This window comes from Candidatus Avelusimicrobium faecicola (assembly GCA_900540405.1).
Taxonomy (GTDB): domain Bacteria; phylum Elusimicrobiota; class Elusimicrobia; order Elusimicrobiales; family Elusimicrobiaceae; genus Avelusimicrobium; species Avelusimicrobium faecicola.
Window position 1 is genome coordinate 1 of record UQFW01000023.1, and the last position, 21,820, is coordinate 21,820.

General features: G+C 50.9%; 23 protein-coding genes. 1 reads left to right on the plus strand and 22 read right to left on the minus strand.

Annotated elements, in window-relative coordinates; translation table 11 throughout:
* From ACQY18_RS03335 to ACQY18_RS03435, 21 genes are all read right to left on the minus strand, one after another.
* Positions 1-1,194: adenosine deaminase family protein (locus ACQY18_RS03335; RefSeq protein WP_428038852.1), on the minus strand; the 1,194-nt coding region annotated here is incomplete at its 3' end.
* A gap of 1 nt (position 1,195) precedes the next feature.
* Positions 1,196-2,593: a cysteine--tRNA ligase gene (cysS, locus tag ACQY18_RS03340; RefSeq protein WP_428038853.1), complete on the minus strand. Its 1,398-nt coding sequence runs from the start codon at positions 2,591-2,593 to the stop codon at positions 1,196-1,198.
* Between the two features lies 1 nt (position 2,594).
* Positions 2,595-3,179, minus strand: a complete 585-nt coding sequence (locus ACQY18_RS03345) for a hypothetical protein (protein WP_176777141.1) — start codon at positions 3,177-3,179, stop codon at positions 2,595-2,597.
* Between the two features lie 4 nt (positions 3,180-3,183).
* A complete protein-coding gene (gene ispD, locus ACQY18_RS03350) occupies positions 3,184-4,335 on the minus strand; it encodes a 2-C-methyl-D-erythritol 4-phosphate cytidylyltransferase (protein WP_428038854.1) in 1,152 nt (383 codons plus the stop codon).
* 5 nt (positions 4,336-4,340) lie between these two features.
* Positions 4,341-5,288 (minus strand): PIN/TRAM domain-containing protein, encoded by a 948-nt coding sequence (locus tag ACQY18_RS03355; RefSeq protein ID WP_428038855.1) that lies wholly within the window; start codon positions 5,286-5,288, stop codon positions 4,341-4,343.
* Positions 5,289-5,438: 150 nt separating this feature from the next.
* Entirely contained in the window at positions 5,439-6,803 is a 1,365-nt protein-coding gene (gene radA, locus ACQY18_RS03360; protein WP_428038856.1) for a DNA repair protein RadA, read from the minus strand.
* A 7-nt stretch (positions 6,804-6,810) separates the two neighbouring features.
* Positions 6,811-8,100: an MlaD family protein gene (locus ACQY18_RS03365; RefSeq protein ID WP_428038857.1), complete on the minus strand. Its 1,290-nt coding sequence runs from the start codon at positions 8,098-8,100 to the stop codon at positions 6,811-6,813.
* Positions 8,101-8,161: 61 nt separating this feature from the next.
* Positions 8,162-8,923 carry an ABC transporter ATP-binding protein gene (locus tag ACQY18_RS03370; protein ID WP_428038858.1) on the minus strand — a complete coding sequence of 254 codons (762 nt, stop codon included), beginning with the start codon at positions 8,921-8,923 and terminating at the stop codon, positions 8,162-8,164.
* A gap of 1 nt (position 8,924) precedes the next feature.
* The gene (locus ACQY18_RS03375; protein ID WP_428038859.1) at positions 8,925-9,701 is read right to left on the minus strand and encodes an MlaE family ABC transporter permease; all 777 of its coding nucleotides are present in this window, start codon (positions 9,699-9,701) and stop codon (positions 8,925-8,927) included.
* Positions 9,701-10,807, minus strand: coding sequence for an alanine racemase (gene alr, locus ACQY18_RS03380; RefSeq protein ID WP_428038860.1), 1,107 nt, complete (start codon positions 10,805-10,807; stop codon positions 9,701-9,703). Before alr ends, ACQY18_RS03375 begins: the two co-directional genes overlap by 1 nt.
* Before the next feature lie 2 nt (positions 10,808-10,809).
* A complete protein-coding gene (gene dnaB / locus ACQY18_RS03385; RefSeq protein WP_176777201.1) occupies positions 10,810-12,216 on the minus strand; it encodes a replicative DNA helicase in 1,407 nt (468 codons plus the stop codon).
* Positions 12,217-12,415: 199 nt separating this feature from the next.
* Complete coding sequence (locus tag ACQY18_RS03390; RefSeq protein WP_428038861.1) at positions 12,416-13,780, minus strand: type IV pilin protein; 1,365 nt, start codon at positions 13,778-13,780, stop codon at positions 12,416-12,418.
* A gap of 124 nt (positions 13,781-13,904) precedes the next feature.
* Positions 13,905-14,420 (minus strand): 50S ribosomal protein L9, encoded by a 516-nt coding sequence (rplI, locus tag ACQY18_RS03395; protein ID WP_176777132.1) that lies wholly within the window; start codon positions 14,418-14,420, stop codon positions 13,905-13,907.
* Positions 14,421-14,435: 15 nt separating this feature from the next.
* Positions 14,436-14,750, minus strand: coding sequence for a 30S ribosomal protein S18 (rpsR, locus tag ACQY18_RS03400; protein WP_176777131.1), 315 nt, complete (start codon positions 14,748-14,750; stop codon positions 14,436-14,438).
* A 27-nt stretch (positions 14,751-14,777) separates the two neighbouring features.
* On the minus strand, positions 14,778-15,224 hold the full coding sequence (locus tag ACQY18_RS03405; protein ID WP_176777130.1) for a single-stranded DNA-binding protein: 447 nt from the start codon (positions 15,222-15,224) through the stop codon (positions 14,778-14,780).
* A gap of 9 nt (positions 15,225-15,233) precedes the next feature.
* Positions 15,234-15,551, minus strand: coding sequence for a 30S ribosomal protein S6 (gene rpsF / locus ACQY18_RS03410; RefSeq protein ID WP_176777129.1), 318 nt, complete (start codon positions 15,549-15,551; stop codon positions 15,234-15,236).
* Positions 15,552-15,731: 180 nt separating this feature from the next.
* Positions 15,732-15,959 (minus strand): DUF167 domain-containing protein, encoded by a 228-nt coding sequence (locus ACQY18_RS03415; RefSeq protein ID WP_428038862.1) that lies wholly within the window; start codon positions 15,957-15,959, stop codon positions 15,732-15,734.
* Between the two features lie 102 nt (positions 15,960-16,061).
* Positions 16,062-17,618 (minus strand): 2,3-bisphosphoglycerate-independent phosphoglycerate mutase, encoded by a 1,557-nt coding sequence (gene gpmI, locus ACQY18_RS03420; RefSeq protein WP_176777127.1) that lies wholly within the window; start codon positions 17,616-17,618, stop codon positions 16,062-16,064.
* Positions 17,619-17,632: 14 nt separating this feature from the next.
* Entirely contained in the window at positions 17,633-18,232 is a 600-nt protein-coding gene (locus ACQY18_RS03425) for a 3'-5' exonuclease (protein ID WP_428038863.1), read from the minus strand.
* Between the two features lie 8 nt (positions 18,233-18,240).
* Positions 18,241-18,954, minus strand: a complete 714-nt coding sequence (locus ACQY18_RS03430) for a hypothetical protein (RefSeq protein WP_428038864.1) — start codon at positions 18,952-18,954, stop codon at positions 18,241-18,243.
* On the minus strand, positions 18,951-20,660 hold the full coding sequence (locus tag ACQY18_RS03435) for a sensor histidine kinase (protein WP_428038865.1): 1,710 nt from the start codon (positions 20,658-20,660) through the stop codon (positions 18,951-18,953). The genes ACQY18_RS03430 and ACQY18_RS03435 overlap by 4 nt, the downstream gene beginning before the upstream one ends.
* A 145-nt stretch (positions 20,661-20,805) precedes the next feature.
* On the opposite strand from ACQY18_RS03435, the gene ACQY18_RS03440 reads away from it, so the two are divergent.
* Complete coding sequence (locus tag ACQY18_RS03440) at positions 20,806-21,060, plus strand: hypothetical protein (RefSeq protein ID WP_176777123.1); 255 nt, start codon at positions 20,806-20,808, stop codon at positions 21,058-21,060.
* Positions 21,061-21,217: 157 nt separating this feature from the next.
* Here ACQY18_RS03440 and ACQY18_RS03445 read toward each other — a convergent pair.
* A partial coding sequence (locus ACQY18_RS03445) for an electron transfer flavoprotein subunit alpha/FixB family protein (protein ID WP_428038866.1) occupies positions 21,218-21,820 on the minus strand: 603 nt, incomplete at its 5' end.

Here is a 21,820-nt window from a genome sequence, read left to right on the forward strand (position 1 = left end):
GTTATACCTATCAATCACTTTCCTGATAAACTTCCGTTTCTCCACATAACTCCCCGGGAAAAACGCCCCCTTAAACCCGGCAATCACCACATTTTTAAGCTCTTTGGGGGTCAAGTCTATATTGCGCACCAACAGTTCCAGTTCTTTGGTGACGGTGGTGTTGGACACCAAGCGGTTATCCGTATTAATGCTAATGGGCAGGCCGCGTTTAATCATTTCTTTGACCGGATGTTCTTTGACGGATTTTATTTCCGGCAAGGTTTGTAAATTGCTGGTCAGGCACACTTCTACCCCAATGCGTTCGCTGGCAATATAGTTTGCCAAACTATCCACATACGCTTGTTTGTCTTTTACTTTGCGGTCCTTAATCATATCGGTAGAAAACAAATGCGTGCCGTGCCCAATGCGGTTGGCGTAGCAGTCCGTAATGGCCTGGAAGATAGATTCCGGCCCGTAGGCTTCGCCGGAGTGTACCGTTTTGCGCATAAAGTTTTTATGCACATAGTGATAGGCGGCCAAATGGTCCGAGGCGGGGTAGCCGGCTTCTTCCCCGGCCAAGTCAAACCCCACAATGGGCAGGTGTTCTTCTTTTACCAAACGCACCACCATTTTGGCAAGTTCTAAAGAGGCAATACTGAAAATTTCTTCTTTTTTAGATTGCGCCAACGCCTTAATCAGCATGGCATAATAAGGGGACATAAACTCGTTAAAATTGCGCATGGCACACGCCAAAATGCCAAAGTAAAACTCTAAATCTTCCCCTTTTTTGACGGCCGCGCTGTTATTGTGTTCGTCCTGGGCGCGTTTTAATCCGCGGGCCACGGCGCGCACGGAATCCTGCGCGGAAAGTTTGTCGTTTGCGTGGAGCTGCGGGGCAAAACGGACTTCCAAATACCGCACGCCCTCGGCGATGGAATCTTGCGCCAGCTCGTACGCTACGCGCTCTATATTGGCGGCGTTCTGCATGACGGCGCCCGTATAGCCAAAGCCTTTCAAATATTCCACCAAAGAGGCGTACTTGTCCTTAAACACCAGTTCGCGGAGCCCTTCTTCCGTATAGGCAGGGAGTTCCACTCCTTCCTTTTTGGCTAATTCAATCAGCGTGGACAGGCGCAACGAACCATCCAGGTGAACGTGCAAATCCGCCTTGGGCAGGCGGCGCAAAAACTCGGCAGGTACTTGGTTTATGTTCATATTATATTTTCTCCGCTTTTTGGCCTTGCGGCGTATCTTTTACCTGGTAGCCCAGCTTGGCGATTTCGCTGCGCAGTTCGTCGGATTTTTTATAATCCTTGGCGGCGCGGGCGGCGGCGCGGGCGGCCAGTAAATCTTGCACGGCCGGGGGAATTTCCACCGGGGCCGTTTGTTTTTCCTTAAACAAATCCAATGCCAAAATACTATCGGCAAATTGCAAAACAGCTACCTTTTCCGCCGCGGAAAGCTCCGCACTGCGGGCCGTTTCCCACGCCACGGCCAACGCCCGGGGGGCGTTGAGGTCGTCTTCCATAGCGGCGGAAAATTTGGCTTTCCACGCTTGGGCGGCGGGGCTGTCCTGCACGGCGCCGTTGGCGGCCGCTTTGGCCTGGCGGCACAACGCGCGCAGGTTTTCTAAACTTTTTACGGCGGAATCTAAACTTTCAAAAGTAAATTCTAATTGTGTGCGGTAATGGGCCGTTAAGCACAAATAGCGGTAGGCCAAAGGCTCGTAGCCTTTATCCCGCAAGGTTTGCACCGTCACAAAAGTTCCGGCGGATTTGGACATTTTGCCGGAGCGCAAAATCAAAAATTCCCCATGCACCCAATAATTGACGTATTTTTTGCCGGTGGCGGCTTCGCTCTGGGCGATTTCGTTGGTGTGGTGAATGGTGACGTGGTCAATCCCGCCGCAGTGGATATCCAGCGTGTCGCCCAGGTATTTCATAGCCATAGCGGAACATTCAATATGCCACCCCGGGAAACCGACCCCCCACGGGCTATCCCATTCCATTTGGCGCTTTTTATCCGTCGGGGAGAACTTCCACAAGGCAAAATCCGTCGGGTTGCGTTTTTCGTCGCTCATTTCCACCCGCGCGCCGCCTTGCAAGCCGCTAATGCGGGCATGGCCGACAAGCGCGTCATAGCGGGCAAATTTGGAAGTATCGTAATAAATACCGTCACTGGTGCGGTATGTATAGCCTTTTTCTTCCAGTTTTTTTACCAGTGCAATCATCTCTTTTATATGTTGGGTGGCGCGGCAGACGACCGTGGGCCGCGTGCAGTGTAAAGAGTCGTAATCGGCCCAGAATTTTTCTTCGTAAAATTTGGCAATATCCCACGCGCTTTTGCCTTCGCGTTGGGTGGCAACTTCCATTTTGTCTTCGCCAGAGTCTTGGTCGGACACTAAATGCCCCACGTCCGTCACGTTCATAACGTGTTTGAGCGGATAGTGCAGGCGGATAGTGCGGGCCAATAAATCTTCAAAAATATAAGTGCGCAAATTACCGATGTGCGCATAGTTATACACGGTCGGCCCGCAGCAGTACATAGTCACTTCCTGTGGGTTTTGCGGGGTAAATTCGTCTTTATGATGACTGGCGGTATTATATAACTGCATATCAGTTGGCCTCTTGTAATAATTGGGCATAAGCAAGCCCGATTTCTTGGAAAAATAATTTGCAGGTTTTTTGGCCTACACTGTTGGCGGAGTCTTCGGACAGCATACAGCTTACCTCTATATCGGAAAGCGGATTAACGGACCCCACGCCGGAAACGGAATAAGTAAACCCGGTGGGGCGGTACGAACGCAATGCCCGGCTGTATGCTTGGTCCAACGCGCGCTGGAAGTAGCCCATTTCCTTTTGCGTGGCCGAGGCCCCCAAACGGAATTTTTTGCTGGCTACCGGAATGGCCACGTCGCCGTAAGTGCTGTACGAGCCGGAAGGCAGTTCCGCCGTAAAATCTTCTTCTTGCGAAGGGGCTTGCGGCTGCGTTAAATCGGCCTCCGGCGCAACGTAGGAGCCGTCCAAAACACTGGGGGCATCCAACGGCCCGGTGGGGAATTGGGTAGCGGTTTCGTAATCCGTATACATCCCGTAATCAAGCCCTTGGCGGATGGTTTTTTTGGAACGGTAATCCCCGGTTCCGGCACAAGCGGCTAACCCCACGGCTAATACTAAAAAGGTAAAAACTCTTACATTCATTTTACTAACTCCTTATTTTTAACGTGGCGACGGCTTGGCACATAGCGGCTTCCCCGCGGCCGATTTCGCCGACGTGTTCATGACTTTTAGATTTGAAACTGACGTTTTTTACGTCCATACCAAACACGCGGGCTAAAGAATTGCGCACGGTGTCGTAATGCGGTTTAATTTTGGGCTCCTGCGTGATAATGGTGGCGTCTATATGAACGATTTCCGCCTGGCGGCGGCGCACAATTTCCAACACTTTGCGGGCAATTTCCACGCTGGAAATGCCTTTAATGGTGGGGTCCGTGGGCGGGAACAAAATGCCTATTTCCCCCTCGCACAAGGCGCCTAAAATAGCATCACAAATAGCGTGGAGGACTAAATCTCCGTCGCTATGGCCCTGAAAACCTTTCGTATGCGGGATTTCCGCCCCGCCCATAAACATTTTAATCCCCGGTTCCAGGCGGTGCAAATCAAACCCGAAACCCGTACGGTATATAAAATTTTCTTGCATAAGTGCCTCGGCAAAAATTAAATCTTCCGGCGTGGTGATTTTGAAATTGGTATAGTCCGACGGTACAACATGCACCGCCACCCCCAGTTTTTCTACCAGTTGGGATTCGTCCGTAGCGTCCTTTTGGGAGCCGAACTTTTCCAACGCTTCCACTAGCACCGCCCGGCGGTAGCATTGGGGGGTCTGTGCCGCCCACAGCGTGCCGCGCTCCGGCGTGTTTTGCACGGTATGGCCCGCGCATACTTTAATGGTGTCTTTCACAGGCACCGCCAACAGCGCGGCCCCATGGGTGAGCGCCTCTTGCACACAGCGGCCAATCAGTTCCGGCTTTACCAGCGGGCGGGCGCCGTCATGCACGGCCACCACTTGGGCCTGCGGCGCCGTTTTTTGTACGCCGTTTATGACCGATTCCAACCGGGTGGAACCGGGAAGCGCAAAAGTTAAGCCCTCAAATTCAGCCGCCAACGCCGCTTGATTTTCCGGCGGAGTGACAACCACCACTTGCCCGATTTGCGGCGCGGCTAAAAATGCGCGCACGGTGTGAAAAAGGACGGGTTCCCCGCCCAGAGGCAACATTTGCTTGGGGCGCCCCATCCGGGTACCGCTTCCCCCCGCCACAATGACCGCTGACGCAAAACCCGTCTTGTTTTTATCCATAAATTTTATTTTGTTTTCGCAAAAATCATCCGGCCGGAAGACGTTTGCAAAATGGAATACACGGATACTTCCGCCCGCTTGCCGATATATTTGCGGCCGTCTTCCACCACTACCATCGTGCCGTCGTCCAAATAGCCGATGCCCTGTTCTTTTTCTTTACCGTCTTTCATAATGAACAAAGACATGGTTTCCCCGGGCAGGACCACCGGTTTTAAGGCGGTAGCCAAATCGGCCACGTTTAAGACCGTGACGTCATACAAAGCACCTACTTTATTGATGTTAAAATCCAGCGTGACGACTTCCGCATCCAAACTTTTAGCCAGTTTTACAATGCGTTCTTCGGGCGTATCCGCTTTGGGGGCGCGGCTGGTTAAGCGCACGCCGATTTCTTTCAGCTCTTGCAAGCGGGTGGCAACGTCCAAACCGCGGCGGCCTCTGGCGCGTTCCAACGGGTCTTTACTGGCCGCCATTTTGTTGAGTGCGTCCATCACAAACACAGGCAATACAATAATGCCGGATAAAAAGTTGATTTCGCACAAATCCACAATGCGCCCGTCCAACAGGGCGGATAAATCGGCCACTTTCAAATGGCTACCGCGGTAGGAAAGCCCTTCCAAATCCCGCGCCTTAAAAATGCTGGCCAATACGCCGAACACCAAAAGGGCAATTTCTATTTTGGCTTCATAATTGCCCCAAAAGTTGGCAACGGTATCGTTGGCAAATTTCATCAGGCCGTAATCAAAAAATACATACAGCATATACCCCAATAACAGCCCAGTACATGCAATCATAATTTTAATTAAACGCAAGCGCTTAAAAAGCACCTCGCCAGCCAGCACAATGGCGCTACACAACAAGCCGCCCAGCAGGCTCATCCAATCTTTATCTATAAAATTATATGTAAGGAATGGGAACGCAACTAACGTGGATATTCTAAAAATCCAAATAGGCATAAGGCCTCCAATAAAATTAGGGTAAAAACAGCAACCCGTAGATATATATTTACATTTTAGCACTTTACCGACGTTTTATGCTGTTTTTTATGAAGAAAAACGCCGTTTATTCCCCCGGACCGCAAAAAACCGGCACAAGGCCGGTTCTTTTTAACGCAATTTGAGGGCTAAATCGTTCAAGTCTGCCAGTTCCAGCACTGTCAAATCTTTCAGGTTGCGTTTTTCCGTGCGGGATAAAGCGGCCGTGTAGGCTTTTTTGAACCCCAAACGGCGGGCTTCTTCCAAACGGCGGTCCAACAGCGGCACTTTAGCCGCCTGCCCCAAAATGCCTACTTCCGCCATAAACAGGCTATCGTGCGCGATGGGGATTTCCTTGCAAGAGCTAATTACCGCCGCGCATACGGCTAAATCTAACGCGGGGTCTTTTAGCTTAACGCCGCCCGCCAAACTGACAAAAATATCTTTATTATCTAAAGGCAGGCCGATATGTTTTTCCAAGGCGGCAAACAACATTAAACAGCGGTTCAAATCCACCCCCGTCGTCACGCGGCGCGGATACGGGTAATGCGTGGGGCTGACTAACGCCTGCACTTCCGTAAGTAGCGGGCGGCTACCCTCTAACGCCAAGGAATACGCCCGCCCTTTAAGGGCACGCTCTTTAGACGTTTGCGCAAAATACTCGCTGGCATTTTCCACCCCTTCCAAACCGCTGCCCGTCATTTTGAAAAGGCCGATTTCCCCGGTGGAGCCGAAACGGTTTTTGTGCGGGCGGAGCAAGCGCAGTACGTTGTCTTTTTCCGTATCAAAATAGAGCACGCTATCCACCATGTGTTCCAACACTTTGGGGCCGGCCAGTTCGCCGTCTTTCGTCACATGGCCCAGCACAAACGTAATAATGCCTTTGGGTTTGCACAAGCGCACCAGTTCGCTGGCACATTCGCGCACTTGGCCGACGGTGCCCGCCGAAGAAGTAAACTCCGGGTGATACACCGTTTGGATAGAATCCAACACTAACACATCCGGCGCCACCTGCTCCACGGATTCCACAATTTTTTGGATGTCCGTTTCACAATGCAAATAAATGTTTTCGCTCCCTACGCCCAGGCGTTGGGCGCGGCCGGAAATTTGGCTGATGCTTTCTTCGCCGGAGATATACAATACTTTTAAGGTTTTGGAAAGCGCCGCCGCCACCTGGAGCATAAGCGTACTTTTGCCAATACCGGGCGCCCCGGCCAACAGCGTAATTTGGCCTTTTACCAATCCGCCGCCCAACAGCCGGTCAAACTCCCCAATGCCGGTGGGAATACGGGTTTCCGGCACGGAGCGGCTATCGGAAAGTTTTATAATTTCGGACGAAAAATCCGTAAAACTCCGGGTGCGTTGGGGCTTTTTGCTTTCCTGCTGTTTTACTTCTTCCGCCAACGTGTTCCATTCCCCACATTCCGGGCATTGGCCCGACCATTTGGGGGCTTCATACCCGCATTTTTGGCAGACAAAAACCGTCTTAAATTTCATAACGCTCCTACCGGGCCATGGTGGCCAAACCAAAGAAAGACGAAATATCCTGGTCGTTAAACGACAGGTTCGCTTTGACGGAAAACTCGTTGGTTTCCAACGCGTCGCGCATCCACGCGCCCATGGAGAAATAGCGGTTGAACCTAAAGTCCACCCCATAGGTTAAGTTCGGTTTGTTAAACTGGCGGTGATTAATCACGCGGTCGCGGCCCCAATCGGACAGTTCCCCCGTAAATGTAAAGCGGTTGAAAAATTCGTGTTCATAGAACGGGCGCAATTCCATAGCCACGCCGCCCGCGCCGCGAATCATCCCCGCCGATACGCGCGCCCAACGGTTGTAAAGCCCAAAGCGCAAGTCCAGTTTATTGCGTTCCAAATAGTCTTTGGAGTCCAGTTTGTCGTCCTCGTTGCCGATGTTGGCCATACCCGCGCGGTAGAACGTAAAACCGCTGGAGGGGAAGATTTCCAACGCCAGGTCACTGCTGGCTACTTGGGCTTGCGGCATATAGAAAAAGTCATAATCCCAATAAATGCGAAAACGGCTCATTTTGCCCACAAAAGTTTTTACTTCCGTCATGGTTTGTTTTAAGTCCGTCACGCTGTCTTTTACGTCTTGCTTCATTTGCGGGTCTTTAATCAAACTGCCTATTACGCCGTCGCCGTTATCCAAACTGGTCATTACGTTATCGGCTTTGGCTACCACGCCTTTAAGCTGTTCGCTGATTTGGTCCAAATTCTGCACGGAATTGGTTAAATACGGCCGCATGGTGGAAACCATTTGGTTCAAATTGGCCGAAAGCCGCCGTACATCAGCCAAGGCGTCGTTTAAGTTGCGGCCGAATTCCCCCTGCTTGTTGACGCTGTCCACCAATTCTTTTACGCTGGACATGGTTTGCGTAATCATTACGTCCATGGGCAGTTCGTCTGTGCCGTTTACATATTCCCCGTTGGTAATTAAGCCGGAAGCGGCCGAACCTTGCTCCGCTTTTAAGTATTTGGAACCGATAATACCCGTCATTACCACGCTAAAATGGGTGTCTTTATACAAGGGGACGCCCTCGTTAATGGCGGCCACCACAATCACTTGTCCGTTTTCTATTTTAATAGCTTTTACTTTACCCACTTCCACGCCGGAAAGTTTAACCGCCGCTTTGACGGGCAGGCCGGAAACGTCCTGAAATTTGATGTTTACATCATAGGTGCGCGTAATGGAAAATCCGCCCAGGAAATAGAGCGAAAACCCCAATACAAACAACCCGATTACCGTAAAAATGCCTAATTTTGTTTCTGGTTTCATAATTTTTGGTTCCTTATTACATAATAACTGTTTATCTGCCCGCAAGCAGGCGTTTTTTTAATTAGTCCTTGGTTAATTTCATTTGGATAGGCCCGTGGCTGCTGCCGCTGACAAACTGTTTTACATAGGGGTTGTCGGTACGGTTAAATTCGTCCGGGGTGCCTTCCAACAAAACGCGGCCTTCATACAAGAAAGCAATTTTGTCCGCTATCTTAAAAGCGGAGTGCATATCGTGCGTAATTACTACGGAAGTGACATGCAATTTATGTTTCAAATCCAAAATCAAATCGCTGATAATATCCGACATAATCGGGTCCAGCCCGGTCGTCGGTTCATCATACAAAATACATTTGGGGCTTACGGCCAGTACGCGCGCCAGGGCCACGCGCTTTTTCATACCGCCGGAAAGCTCGCTGGGGTTTAGGTGTTCCACATCTTTTAAGCCCACTAACGCCAATTTTTCTTTTACAACATTCGGATAATCCGCTTCCGGCACGTCGGTTAGATATTTAAGCCCGAAGGCCACGTTTTCCCCCACGCTCATGGAGTCAAACAAAGCGCCCTCCTGGAACAAATACCCAAAATGGCGGCGGATAGAGGCCAGTTTTACCTCGCTATGGATTTTGGTGACGTCTTTACCGTCTACCAAAATTTGCCCGCCGTCGGCTTCTTCCAACCGCATTAAACATTTAATCAGCGTGCTTTTGCCGCAGCCGGAGCCGCCCAAAATGCAAAGCACTTGGCCGTCTTCTATTTGCAAGTTGACGTTTTTTAACACCTGTTTAGGGCCAAAACTTTTTTGAAGATTTTTAATTTCTATCATCTTAAATCCCGAACGCGGTTAAAATAGCGGTTAAAAAGTAATCCAGCACCAAAATCAGCACAATGGTTGTCACTACGGCGCCGGTGGTGGATTTTCCCACGCCCTCCGCGCCGCCGCGGGTGCTGATACCTTTATAACAGCACACGGTAGCAATCATAAACGCAAAAATGAAAGATTTTATAAACCCGTGCATAAAATCCGGCACGGCCATAAAAGTTGTAATGTCCGAAAAATACACTTCCCCCGGCACGCCTAGCGCATAGACGGCCACCAAATACCCGCCGAGTACCCCAAACACGTTGGAAAAAACCGTCAGTACCGGCATGGTGAGCAAAAAGGCAAACAGGCGCGGAATCACCAAATAGCGGATAGGGTTGGTGCCCAACGTATAAAGCGCGTCCAGTTGGTCCGTGACCGCCATGGTGCCGATTTGCGCCGTGACCGCCGCCCCCGCCCGGCCGGAAACCACCACGCCGGTCAATACGGGGCCCAGTTCACGGATGAGTGAAAAAGATACAATCGTACCCACAAAAATCGGCTCGCCGAAGATGTTGCCAATGGTGTTGCCCGCTTGCAGGGCCAGTACCATGCCGGTAAACAAACTGGTCAGCGCCGTCACGCCGAAAGAATCCACCCCGATACTCACGCTTTGGCGGACGGCTTGGTCAAACTCAAAGCGGGAGCGCCCCAACCAAAACAGTACGGAGCGGACCATCGCCGCCGCACCGCCCAGTTGGGCCAGTAAATTATCTACTTTTTTACCGATATATGTAAACATTACTTTTTATAAAACCTCGGCACCCGCGGCATCAGCAAGGTGGTTAATTCGTAATCAATGGTTCCGGCCAAGCGGGCCAAATCCGCAAAGCGCACTTGTTCTTGCCCCTGCCGGCCTACCACCACTACTTCATCCCCCACGCGGGCCTCCGGCACGGCGGTAATATCCAGCATGGTCATATCCATCGTCACGTTGCCCAATACGCGGCAGCGTTTGCCGCGCACTAACACTTCCGCCTTGTTGGATAGCGCCCGCAAAAATCCGTCCCCATACCCTAACGGAATGGTGGCAATTTTCATGGGTTTGGGGCAAATAAAACTGCGCCCATAGCTAATGCTTGCTCCGGCCGCTACGTCTTTTACATACACAATGCGCGTTTTGAGCGACATAATGGGCTCAAAGCCGTCTTCCAACCCCAGTTCCGCATGGCCGGGGCGCACCATATCCAAAACCATATCCGGCCGGTGGATAAGCCCCGGCGTGGCGCATAAATGGCATTGGTTGATGTGTATGCCGTGCAAGCGCACATTGGTTAGCGTATCGCGGAAATAGCCGATTTGCTCCTCCGTATAAGCCGGGTCACAATCCGCACTGGAAAGGTGGGAATAGAGCCCGTCCAAAATAACATGCGGGTTATGGGCCAAAAATTGTAAAACCGCCATTACCCCGCCACGGCGGGTACCAATGCGCCCCATGCCGGTATCCTGCTTTACATGGCACAAGGCTTTAATGCCCAGCTTAGCGGCAATATCCGCCACCGCGTGCGCGGCGTCCAAACTGGCAATCGTCACGGCCAGTTTGTTTTTAATGGCGTATTCAAACGCCTCAAACGGATAAATACTGCCCAGTACCAAAATGGGAGTTTTTAAGCCGGCGGCGCGGAGTTCCAAACCTTCTTCCACGGACGCCACCCCAAAAAATTGGCAGAGTTGTTTTTCCTCGGCAAATTTACCCAAAGCCACGGCACCGTGGCCGTAAGCATTGGCTTTCAAAATACCCAAAATTTTAACATCCGGCCCCACCATACCGCGCACTTTGCGCAGGTTGGCTTCGTACTTGGTTAAATCCACTTCCGCCCAAGTGGGGCGCAAAAACGGTTTTTCCATACTTACTCCGGCAGTACCATGGGTTCCGCCGCCATGCCCTCCGGCATGGACATTTCTTCCGGCGTGGGGTTGGTAAACAGGGTGTACTCCCCAATAAAGTGCAAGGGAATATCCCCCACCGGGCCGTTGCGCTGTTTGGCAATAATCAGCGTGGCTTTATTTTTCAAATTCGGGTCATCGCGCTTGTAATAGCCGTCACGGTGGATGAGGGCCACCACGTCGGCATCCTGTTCAATAGAGCCGGATTCGCGCAAGTCGGAAAGTTGCGGTTTGTTATCCTGGCGGCCCTTGTCCTCGTTCTTACGGCTCAACTGGGACAGCGCCAACACCGGCACATTTAAGGTGCGGGCCAAATCTTTTAACTGGCGGGAAATTTCGGACACTTCCTGCTGGCGGCTTTCCGTGCGGCCCGAACCGCGGATTAATTGCAAATAGTCAATGATAATCAGGCCCAATTCTTTGCCTTGTTTGGCCAGTTCGCTGGCTAAACGGCGCGAACGCATGCGGATTTCCGTAATGGAAATGCCGGACGTATCATCTATATACATGGGGGCTTCGGCCAGACGGCTGTATTCGCGCAACAGGTCCCCCCATTTGGCGCGGTCGTACCAGCCGTTGCGCAGTTTGCTTACTTCCGTCATGGAAGCGGCGCCCAACATACGTTCAAACAAAGAGTGCCGCCCCATTTCCAGCGAAAATATCGCCACCGGGAAGCCCTTGGTCACGCACGCAAAATGCGCCATATTCAGCGCCAGAGCGGTTTTACCTTGGCTGGGGCGCGCGCCCAAAATAATTAAGTCCGATTTACGAAACCCGCCTGTTTTATAGTCAAACTCCGTGAGCCCGGTAGGAACACCCTGGATAGGGCTTTTATTTTTGGCGGCGTTTTCAATCATATTCAGCACTTCCGGGGCCATATCTTTGGTGGATACAAAGCCCGTTAAGCGCTGTTTTTGGCTCAAACGGTAAATGGAGTCCGCCGCTTCGTCTAGCAGTTCTTGCGGCTCGTCGGTTTCCTGGTAGCATTTTTGCACTAGCGCGGTAGACGTGCGGATAAGCTCCCGGATAACGGCCTTTCTATATACAATATTGGCGTAATGTTCTATATGGGCGGCGGTGGAAACCTTGCCCACCAGTTCAGTCAGGTACACCTCGCCCCCTAATTTAGCCAACAAATTAGCGGTTTTGAGGGCTTCTGTCACCGTCACCAAGTCCACTGCCTGGCCTTTTTCGGCCAAGTCTTTCATGGCGGAAAAAATCTTTTTGTGGGCATCTTTATAAAAATGTTCCGGCTTGAGGATTTCCAAAGCGCGTTCCACGGCCTCGGCTTCCATCAGCATAGAGCCTAAAACGGCCATTTCCGCATCCAACGCCTGCGGAGGGAGTTTTTCTTCCAGTAAATTACTGATTTTGGGGATAGGCATACGTCCTCTTATAAAATGAAATAAAATCTTTACCGCCGGGTAAAAAAGCGGCTTTTTATTATTGTAGCAATTTTGAACGGCAAACGCGCGCGCAGGAATAGGGCTAGATAAATAAAACCCCCCGGGGGTTTGCCCCGGGGGTAGATGAAGAGCGGATAACCCGTTGTATTTGGGGAGGGTATCCTTACGGTTTGAACGGAGCGTAGCCGTTATTCAGCGTTGTATCAAATTTATCCACTGAGCCCGACCCGCCGGAGTTTCCGCCGGGAATCCACGGTTTAATGATGTCATCTTGGCTGCCGCCACCGCCGGTAGAAGAACCCGTTGAAGTAGTGGGGGTGCCCTCTATGCAGGTACAAGAATAACACTGATACTTTTTAACATTCGGATTACCAAAAGAATCACTCGCGTCTCTCTGCAAGCGGCACTCCTTACCCGGTGTTGAACACGAAGCACCGGTGCTATACCCTCCGCCCACGCACGTCACGCCACAGGCAGAAGTGGAAGGATGCCCCAAATCTTTGCAACTCCACACATACGTTTTAGGACATTCTTTATCCAAAGACGGCTTCCATTGACCGTTTTTACAAACGTAGGTTTTTGTGAGTTTGGTCTTTCCGTCCGGGCACGTCAAAGTTTCTGTTTGCGGTTTCTCCGGGCAAGCCGGGAACGCGCCCAATACCCATTTATAATTGGTAGCGGCACTGCAAGAATAGCTGGCTTTTACCATACCACATTCACAATTTTTTATTTGGTCTGCCGGTTGGGGGCCTTCGCATTTCGGCTCACATTCGGCCGCGGTTTTGCTACACGCGCCCAGTTGGCTAACCCATTTGCCGCTTACGCATTTTTGCGTGGTTTGCGTACCGCAACCGTTGCAACTTTGGCTGCCGCGTACGGCTCCGTCCGTACATTCGGCGGTTTCCGGGGGGACACATTCCGCCACCGTTTTGCTACATTCGCCCAACTGGCTGACCCAACGGCCGCCCACACACGCTTGCGTGGTTTGCACGCCGCAGGTATTACAAACCTGGCTCCCGCGCACTTGGCCGTCCGTGCAAGAGGCAGAAGGCGTCGGGTCCGTGCCTACTCCGTTCCCGTCACCGTCGCTGCCCTCACAGCCGGAAGACGGAAATGTTAGTCCGTCACAGCTGGGGTAATTTTTGTTTAATTTGGCACAATCCGCACCCGTACAGCAAAAACTGCCGTTATGGTAAGACAGCATTTTTAAGGTGTAATCCCCTTTTTTGCTGGTGGCAGATACACCTTCCGCCTGCAAACTGTATGTATAGTTTTTGGTATCACTGGAAGAAACTACGTCCGATAAGTTGGAAAAATTTAAGGTGTACTTTTTATCCATAGCACAGCGACGTTCTTGCTCCGTGCGCACGGCGGACATCATTTCTTCGGCCTCCGTCACTTTCCGGTTTTCTATCACCCGGGTAAATTTAGGAAGCGTGACGGCGGACAGAACGCCTATGACAATAACCACAATAAGCAGTTCCGTAAGCGTAAACGCACGCTTATTCTTTTTAAGATTTTTTTTCATGCTCCCCTCCACATTATTCTAATAGTCTATGAGAAAAACAAAATTATTCAATAGGTTTTTATAAAGCACAAAAAAGCCTGCTATCCTAAAGGATAGCAGGCTTGGTGATAAACTTAACGAACTGTTATTTAGCTTCGGCCGCGGCGGCTTCGGTCTTTTCCGCGGGTTTAGCATCCGGGATAGACGGGGCCACTTCGGTCAGCGCGTCAATTTTAACCGTAATTTTGGCGGTGACGGTGGGTTTCAAATAAATGCCCACTTCGGTTTCGCCCAGGGCTTTAATCGGCATAGTAAGCTCAATGGCTTCTTTTGCAATTTTATGACCCAACGCATTCAAGGCTTTGAAGATGTCCGCCTTGTTTACGGAACCGAATACTACGCCGTCGCTATTGACGGTTTTGGTAAACGGCAAGACCACACCGGCCAGTTTTTCGGCGATGGCGCGGGCTTCGGCCAATTCGGCTTCAATGCGTTTGGCGCGGCGTTCCGCACCTAATTGCCAGTTTTTAATAGAGCCTTCGGTAGCCAATTCCGCAAAGCGGTGCGGCACCAAGTAGTTGCGCGCATAGCCGGGTTTAACTTCTACAATATCGCCGGTCATGCCCAAGTTTTTTACGTTTTGTTTCAAAATAACTTTCATGGGTTGCGCTCCTTCTTATTTCTTAGGCAAGGAATACGGCAAAATGGCCAAATTCCGGTCTCTCTTAATGGCTTTGGTAATCTGGCGCTGGTGTTTGGCGCAAGTACCGGTAATGCGGCGGGAGAGAATCTTGCCGCTTTCCATGGTGAAAGATTTCACAAACTGAAAGTTTTTGTAATCTACGTTTTCAATTTTTTCCGCGCAGACTTTGCAAACTTTTCTTCTGCTTTCAAAGCGCTTTTTAGCCATATACGGGCGGGCCGGGCGTTCCGGGCGGGCGGCCACAGGCGCGGCGGTATTGGCAGCGGGGGTTTTAATTTCTTCTGACATTATTTTTCCCTCTTAAATGGGTTTTGGTTAAAAAGGGACGTCGTCTTCCATCACCGGTTCAACATCGGCGGAAGAGGCGTTTCCCTGGGTTGCAGTACCGTACGAGCCGGCCCCTGCAACGTTAGACTCCAGTATCTGAATCCGGCGGGCCGTCACCTGCATACTGCGGCGGGTTTGGCCGGTCGTTTTATCGGTATATTCGCTGCTGGTCAGGCGGCCTTCCACATAGACAGGCGTGCCTTTTTTGACCCGGTCCTTACAACGTTCTGCCGTCGGGCCCCAAACCACTACGGGAACAAAAACCACATCGTCTTTCCATTCGTTGGTGGTGTTATCCATATAGCGGCGGTTCACGGCAATATCAAAACGGCAGACCGCTTGGCCCTTTTGCGTAAAAGCCACATTGGGGTCCCGCGTGAGTCTGCCCGCTAAAAGCACCAGGTTTTGTTCCGGTAATCTGATTTGTCCCGTCATAAGGTCCTTTTATTTGGAAGCAACGGTCGGCTTTGCTTTAATTTCTTTAGCCAACATCACCATAGAGCGAAGAACTTTTTCATTAAGTTTCATTGCTTCGTTCCAGGTGCCGATAAATTCAGGGTTTGCCTTGAATTTGAGATAGAGGTAGAAACCATCGCGAACATGGTTGACTTCGTGGGTGAATTTTCTTCTGCCCAATTTTTCTTCGCTGGTCACTTCTCCACCGTTTTTCGTGATAAGCTCTTTGGCTTTGGTCACGAATTCGCCCACTTCTCCGTCGGAGAGTTGGGGTTTCACAATCGTTACAGTTTCGTAAGTTCTCATATACTGATTATACTATTTTTGTTTATTTTAGTTAAGTACAAAAAACCACTTCGGGGCGTTTTCCGTCCCGCTGGGGTTTTAAGGAATATCTTTCCGGCACTGCTTCACCAAGGGCCGCGGCAATTCTTTCCTCTTATTTATTATACAAAAATGGCCTTTTTTGCGCAATACAAAAGGGGATTACGGGCGTTTTAAGAAGATTTTTGCGGGCGACGTGGCCCCTTTTATTAAGGAGAGCTTGTTTTCCGCCACGCCCAAATGCTCCGCTAACATAGCGCGCACGGCGGCATTGGCGCGGCCCTGTTCGGCCGGGGCTTTCGTCCAAATTTCAAACGCATCCGGGGCTTTGGTTTCCAACCGGTTTTTCTTTTCCCCCGCGTGAACTTTTACTTTAATATACACGTCCATACAGGTATTGTAGCTTTTTTGCGCCTTTTTTGGGGAAAGCACCCGATAAAAAACCCGGGGATATGAAAAGCACCCCGGGTACGCGCTAAAACAAAAACGCTGTTATTTGCGGGCAATCAGGCTGCGGGCCGTCATATCCGCCGGCTTGGCAAGGCCCATAACGTCCAGTACGGTGACGGCAATATCCCCCAAGTTGCCCGTGGGTTGCATTTGGGCGGTGGGGTGGTCTTTGCTGACGTACACAAAATCCACCAGGTTGGTGGTGTGCGCCGTTTTGGGCATATTGATTTTTTCGTCCCACATTTCTTCCGCGTTGCCGTGGTCGGCCGTGATGAAAACGTCATAATCATTAGCCAACGCGGCTTCGGTCACGGCGCCGGTGCATTCGTCCACCGTTTCCACCGCTTTTACTACGGAATTAAAATTGCCGGTGTGTCCAACCATATCACAGTTGGCAAAGTTGATGACAATAAAGTCATACTTTTGGGTGGCAATTTGTTTGAGCGCCTCGTCTTTGACGATATAGGCTTCCATTTCCGGGTGTTCGGCAAAGGTGGCGGGGTCAAAGCGGCCTTTAATTTCAATGCGGTCTTCGCCTTCGTACGGCTTGATTTGTTTGCCGTTAAAGAAAGACGTGACATGTTTGAATTTTTGCGTTTCCGCCAAGCGCAACTGCTTGAGCCCGGCTTTGGAAATCACTTCGCCCAGCAAATGATTCATACCGCCGCCGTCCGTCATGGAAGGCAACGCATTGTACGGGAAAGAATCGTAATATTTGGTCAAACCGCAATACACGCACGGTACACGGGTGCCGCGGTTTTTGCCCGGGTAGTTGTCGTCAATAAACGCGCGGGTAAGCTGGATGGCGCGGTCTTGGCGGAAGTTAAAGAAAATCACGCTGGAACCGGCTTCCATGCCTTTATAATCGCCCAGTACGGTCGGCGGGATGTATTCGTCCACCATGGGGCCGCCGTCCGGCGTTTGCATGGTTTTGTAGTCCGTTTCCACCACTTCTTCGGCGGTGGAGCCGTGCAAGCCCTGCGCGCGGACAATCAAGTTGTACGCTTTATCGGTCAGGCTCCAATCTTCGCCGCGGTCCATGGCATAATAGCGGCCCTGAATGGTGGCAATTTGGCCAACGCCGTATTCTTTAATTTTTTCTTCCAACGTGCGGATAAACCCGATAGAGCTTTTGGGCGGCGTATCGCGTCCGTCGGCAAAAAAGTGGATATACACTTGTTTGATGCCCTTTTCGGCGGCGTATTTCATAATGGCGTGCAGGTGGTCTTGGTGGGCGTGGACGCCTTCGTCCTGCACCAACCCCATAATGTGCAGGGGTTTATGGTTGTTTACGCAGTTATCTATGCAGGCCGCAAACGGAGCCGACTTAAATAAAGAGCCGTCTTCAATAGTATCTTTCAGGCGTTTTAATTCTTGGATGACAATGCGCCCCGCGCCCATATTCAAATGGCCGACTTCGGACGAGCCCATATACCCCGCGGGCAGGCCCACTTGTTCGCCGGACGCTTCAATTTGCGTATGCGGATACTGTTGCAAATACTTGTCCATATTAGGTGTTTTTGCATTAGACACCGCATTAAACTTGCCGGGCTTGGCATCACCCCAGCCGTCACGAATGATTAATACAACTTTTTTCATACCTTTATTTCTCCTTAAATAGCAGAAGCGGATAACAACTCCGCCCAATTTTTATATTGAAATTGCTGCAAATTTTCTACCGTTTTTACTCCCTGGCCGCTCAAGCGGTTCAAAAAGTAATAAAAAATCTGTTCGGCCATTTTGGTATCGGCCATGGCGCGGTGCCAACCCTGGCAGTTAATGCCCAGTTGTTCGGCCACGCACCCCAAATTATTTTTGGCAAACTTGCCGCTTTTGCGCGCCAGTTTGAGCGTATCCACCACCGGGGCGGGCGGCAGGCGCAAACCGCAGGAGGCAAATTCATGCTGTAAAAACTTGAGGTCAAAATCCGCATTGTGCGCCACCAGCACGCACCCGTCCAACACGGCCAAAAGCCGCGGGGCAATATCGGCAAATGCGGGGGCGCCGGATACCATTTCGTTGGTAATGCCGTGGATAGCCACCACCGCCGGGCTCATGGGAATACCGGGATTAAGCAGGGTGGAAAATTCCTCCACCGGGGCCCCGTTTTGGGTGACGGATACGGCAATTTCACAAATTTTGCCGCCTTCCTTGGGGCATAAGCCGGTTGTTTCCGTATCTAAACAAGCAAATTTAACTTCTTGTAAATTCATTTTTTCTCCTACCAATTCAAATAAACGCGCCAATGCACCGCCCAGCTGATTAAACAAGTGACCCCAAAGCCAAAATAAAAGGCAAAAGAAGACACATCCATCAGCCGGATTTTGCGCGCATACACCACACACGCCCAGCAACCGCACGTTAAAAATAACCAACGCCACCCCGGCAGTAAGCCCGTTAAAAAGAAAATGGCGCGCACCATCATCATAATCCACCGTTCGTCGGCCGTGGGATAATCCCGGCCGTATAAATCTTTTTCCACACAAAAAATAAAGGTGCCCAATACTTTGGTGACCAACATCAGCCCCACACAAAAAATCACCCATTTTTCGGCAAAGAAACTGCCGGTTTCATACAAGGCATGGAACGGCACGCACAACAAAAGCACCAAAAAGTTGAATGTATCGTGCAAGACAAAAGACAGCGTGTTGTGGAATTTGCGCGTACCGCTTATTTTGAACCAACCGTCCGAAAATATATAAAACGCCGTCATGGGGAGCAAGGCCACCCAGCCGGGCACCTCTGTAATTCCGCACAAGGACCACGGCATGGTTAAGTACAGGCGGCACAGCACCATGGCCGCCGCCCAAAACAAAATGCCGCGCGCCAGCGCCAACTTCCAGGGGTGACATTCCCCATAGCAGTAAAACCGCTTGCCGTATAAGGCAAAATCGGCAATATAATAAGCTAAAAACAGACGCCAAAAAACTATCATTTATCCTCCTGATTAGGCAGGGCAAGCGTAAACACACTGCCTTGGCCGGGCCTGGAGAAAACCGTTAAAGTTCCCCCATGGGCCTGCACAATTTGGCGGCTGATAAACAGCCCCAACCCGTAGCCCCGGCTATCCGAATGTACTTGCCGGTATTTTTGAAAAACGGTTTGTTGCTCCTGCGGAGTAAGCCCGATACCGCTATCCGCCACCGAAAGGAGCGTTTCCCGGGCGGTTTGCTGTGCTTCCACCCGCACAAAACCTTGCTGTGTAAATTTAACCGCATTGGAAACCAAATTAACCACCACGCGGCGCAGTAATTTTTCGTCCGCCTGCACCCACATATCCGGCACCGTGGTTGTGATTTCCAGGCCCTTTTCCTTGGCCGCGGGCAACAGGGTGTCCACCGCATAGCGCGCTAAATCTTTCAAATTCACCCGGGCCAAATGCGGGGTGAGCATACCCGCTTCCAACCGGGAAACATCCAACACATCTTCCAATAATGCGGATAAATTCCGGGCGGCCTCGTCCATCAGCCGCAAGTATTCTTTTTCTTCCTGCGGGGAAGCCTTGCCGCTGGATAAAATATATAAATAACCCTGGAGCCCCAAAAGCGGCGCGCGCAAATCGTGCGCGACGGAGCGGAACACGTTTTCTTTCATTTCGCTTAATTGGGCCTGCACCTGCAAAAGTTGGTAATCTTTCAAATCCGCCGTCATTTTATTGAAAGAGGCAATCAGCGTTTGGAATTCCCCCCAACCTAAATTTTCGTCTACTTTTTGGTCTAAATTCCCACGGCTCACTTCACGCGCGGCTTTATCCAAGGCGCTAATCGGCTCGCCCAAACTTTCGGCAAAAGTAAGCGCGCCGAAATAAGCCAGCGTGGCAATCGCCAACATAAACAGTAAAATAATAATGTTGGTATAATAAAGCCCGCGGAACGCCTCGGCCTTTAGCTGGAGTACCACCGCATAAGTGCCCCAAATGGGCGTAGGCGCAAAGGCCCCCACAAAAACCTCTTTAGGGCTCCGGACGGACGGAATTAAACGGGTTTTACCGGCAAACAGTTTTTGCATTTGTTCCGGCGCAATATGCAGCGGCACCTGGTTATTGCCGTAAAAAAATTGTCCGTCCTGGCCTACAATATAAATTTGGCCCGTCCGGCCGATGTACTGCTCCTGCACGCGGGACAACAGGCCAAAAAAGCTCATAATCCCGTACAGATAATTTCCGCCGGGCAGTGGGGTCACAAATTCGCTCACCGGGCGGCCCTCCACCACTTCAAACCCGCTTACGGACAAATTTTTTTCGTCCGGCATAGGCAAAAATTCGTCTTGGGATAAATCCAATTTAGGCACTTTGGCTAAAAAACTTTTTTCACCCACGCGGGCCATTTCTTTGCCGTTTTTATCCAATACGGCCAGCATTAAAAAATCCGGGTTGGAGGTCAAGGCCGTACGCAAAACCGGTTTCGGGTCTTTCCCCGCGCGCAACGCTTCGGCCAAATTTTGCCCGAACGCCAAGCGCCAACCTAAGTCTTCTATGTGTTGGTTAATGGAAGAAGCCACAATTTGCGCCAAATTGGCGTGCGTACCCAAAATGCTGTCTTTTACTTTACCTTGATAAAAAGTAAGTAAAAGCGCCATGGGAATCAGCGGCATCAGCACTACGGTTAAAAACAGCTTAAAAAGTTTTGAAAATATAGACATACTTTACCTTGTATTATTATAGCAATTCCCGCGCCCTGATAGGGGAAACAGGCCCAAAGACCTGTTTGCGCCTAGGCCCAAATGCCCGCGCCAGGCAGGCCCTAGGGCCCTGGCGGCGCCCCGGTAAAAACGGTAGACTATAAGTATGAAAGCATACAACCAATTAAAAACATTATTCTTTGGAGTGGATAAATCCATCAGCCAAGCCGCCGGACGGGCCGCCTTACGCGCTCAAAGGCAAGATGTGGTTTTGCTTTCCGCGCAAGAAGCCGCTTTTATTTATAGGCAAAACCAACGCATTGTACGCACCCTTACTCCGGGGTGTGCCTTATTCAAAAAAGCGGGGCGCACGTCCCACGGCGTATGGGGTTCCGTTTGTTGCGCCAAAAAAATGTTTTAGTTTTAATCCTCCTACTTACCCCCCGGTGTTCTACCCTGCACCGGGGTTTTTTATCGGTAAAAAATATAGTGTTTATCCGGCTCTGCCCTGCGCCGGGTTTTATATATAAAAAAGGAACCTCTCGTAAGAGAGGTTCCTTTTTAGTCCGGCAAACTGTTTAGTTTTTGGCTTTTTTGATGCCGTCAATCACTTTGGGAAGCAGTTGGCGTACATCCCCCACAAAACCGTATTTGCACACATTGAAGATAGGAGCATTGGCGTCTTTATTGACGGCGATAATCGTATCGCTGTGTTCCATACCCACAATATGCTGTACCGCGCCGGAAATACCGCACGCAATATAAAGTTTGGCGGCTACCGTCACGCCGGATTGGCCCACCTGTTTTTCTTTGGGTTTGAGGCCCAGGTCAATCGCCGCGCGGGAAGCACCCACCGTGCCGCCCAGCTCTTGCGCCATGGTTTCCAACATATCAAACCCGGCTTTGTCTTTCATCCCGCGGCCACCGGCCAAAACCACTTCGGCTTCGTCCAGTTTTTGCCCGCCGGAAACAGGGTCCATTTGTTTGCTGATAATGCGCACTTTGCCGGCGGAGGCAGGCACGGCAATTACTTCATTTACCACTTGCGCCATCGCCCCGGGGCGGGAAAGCACTTTCTTAAATACGTTCGGGCGAACGGTGGACATTTGCGGCCGGTAATCCGGGCATTTAATATCCGCCATAATGTTGCCGCCAAACGCGGGGCGGGTTTGGATTAGGAG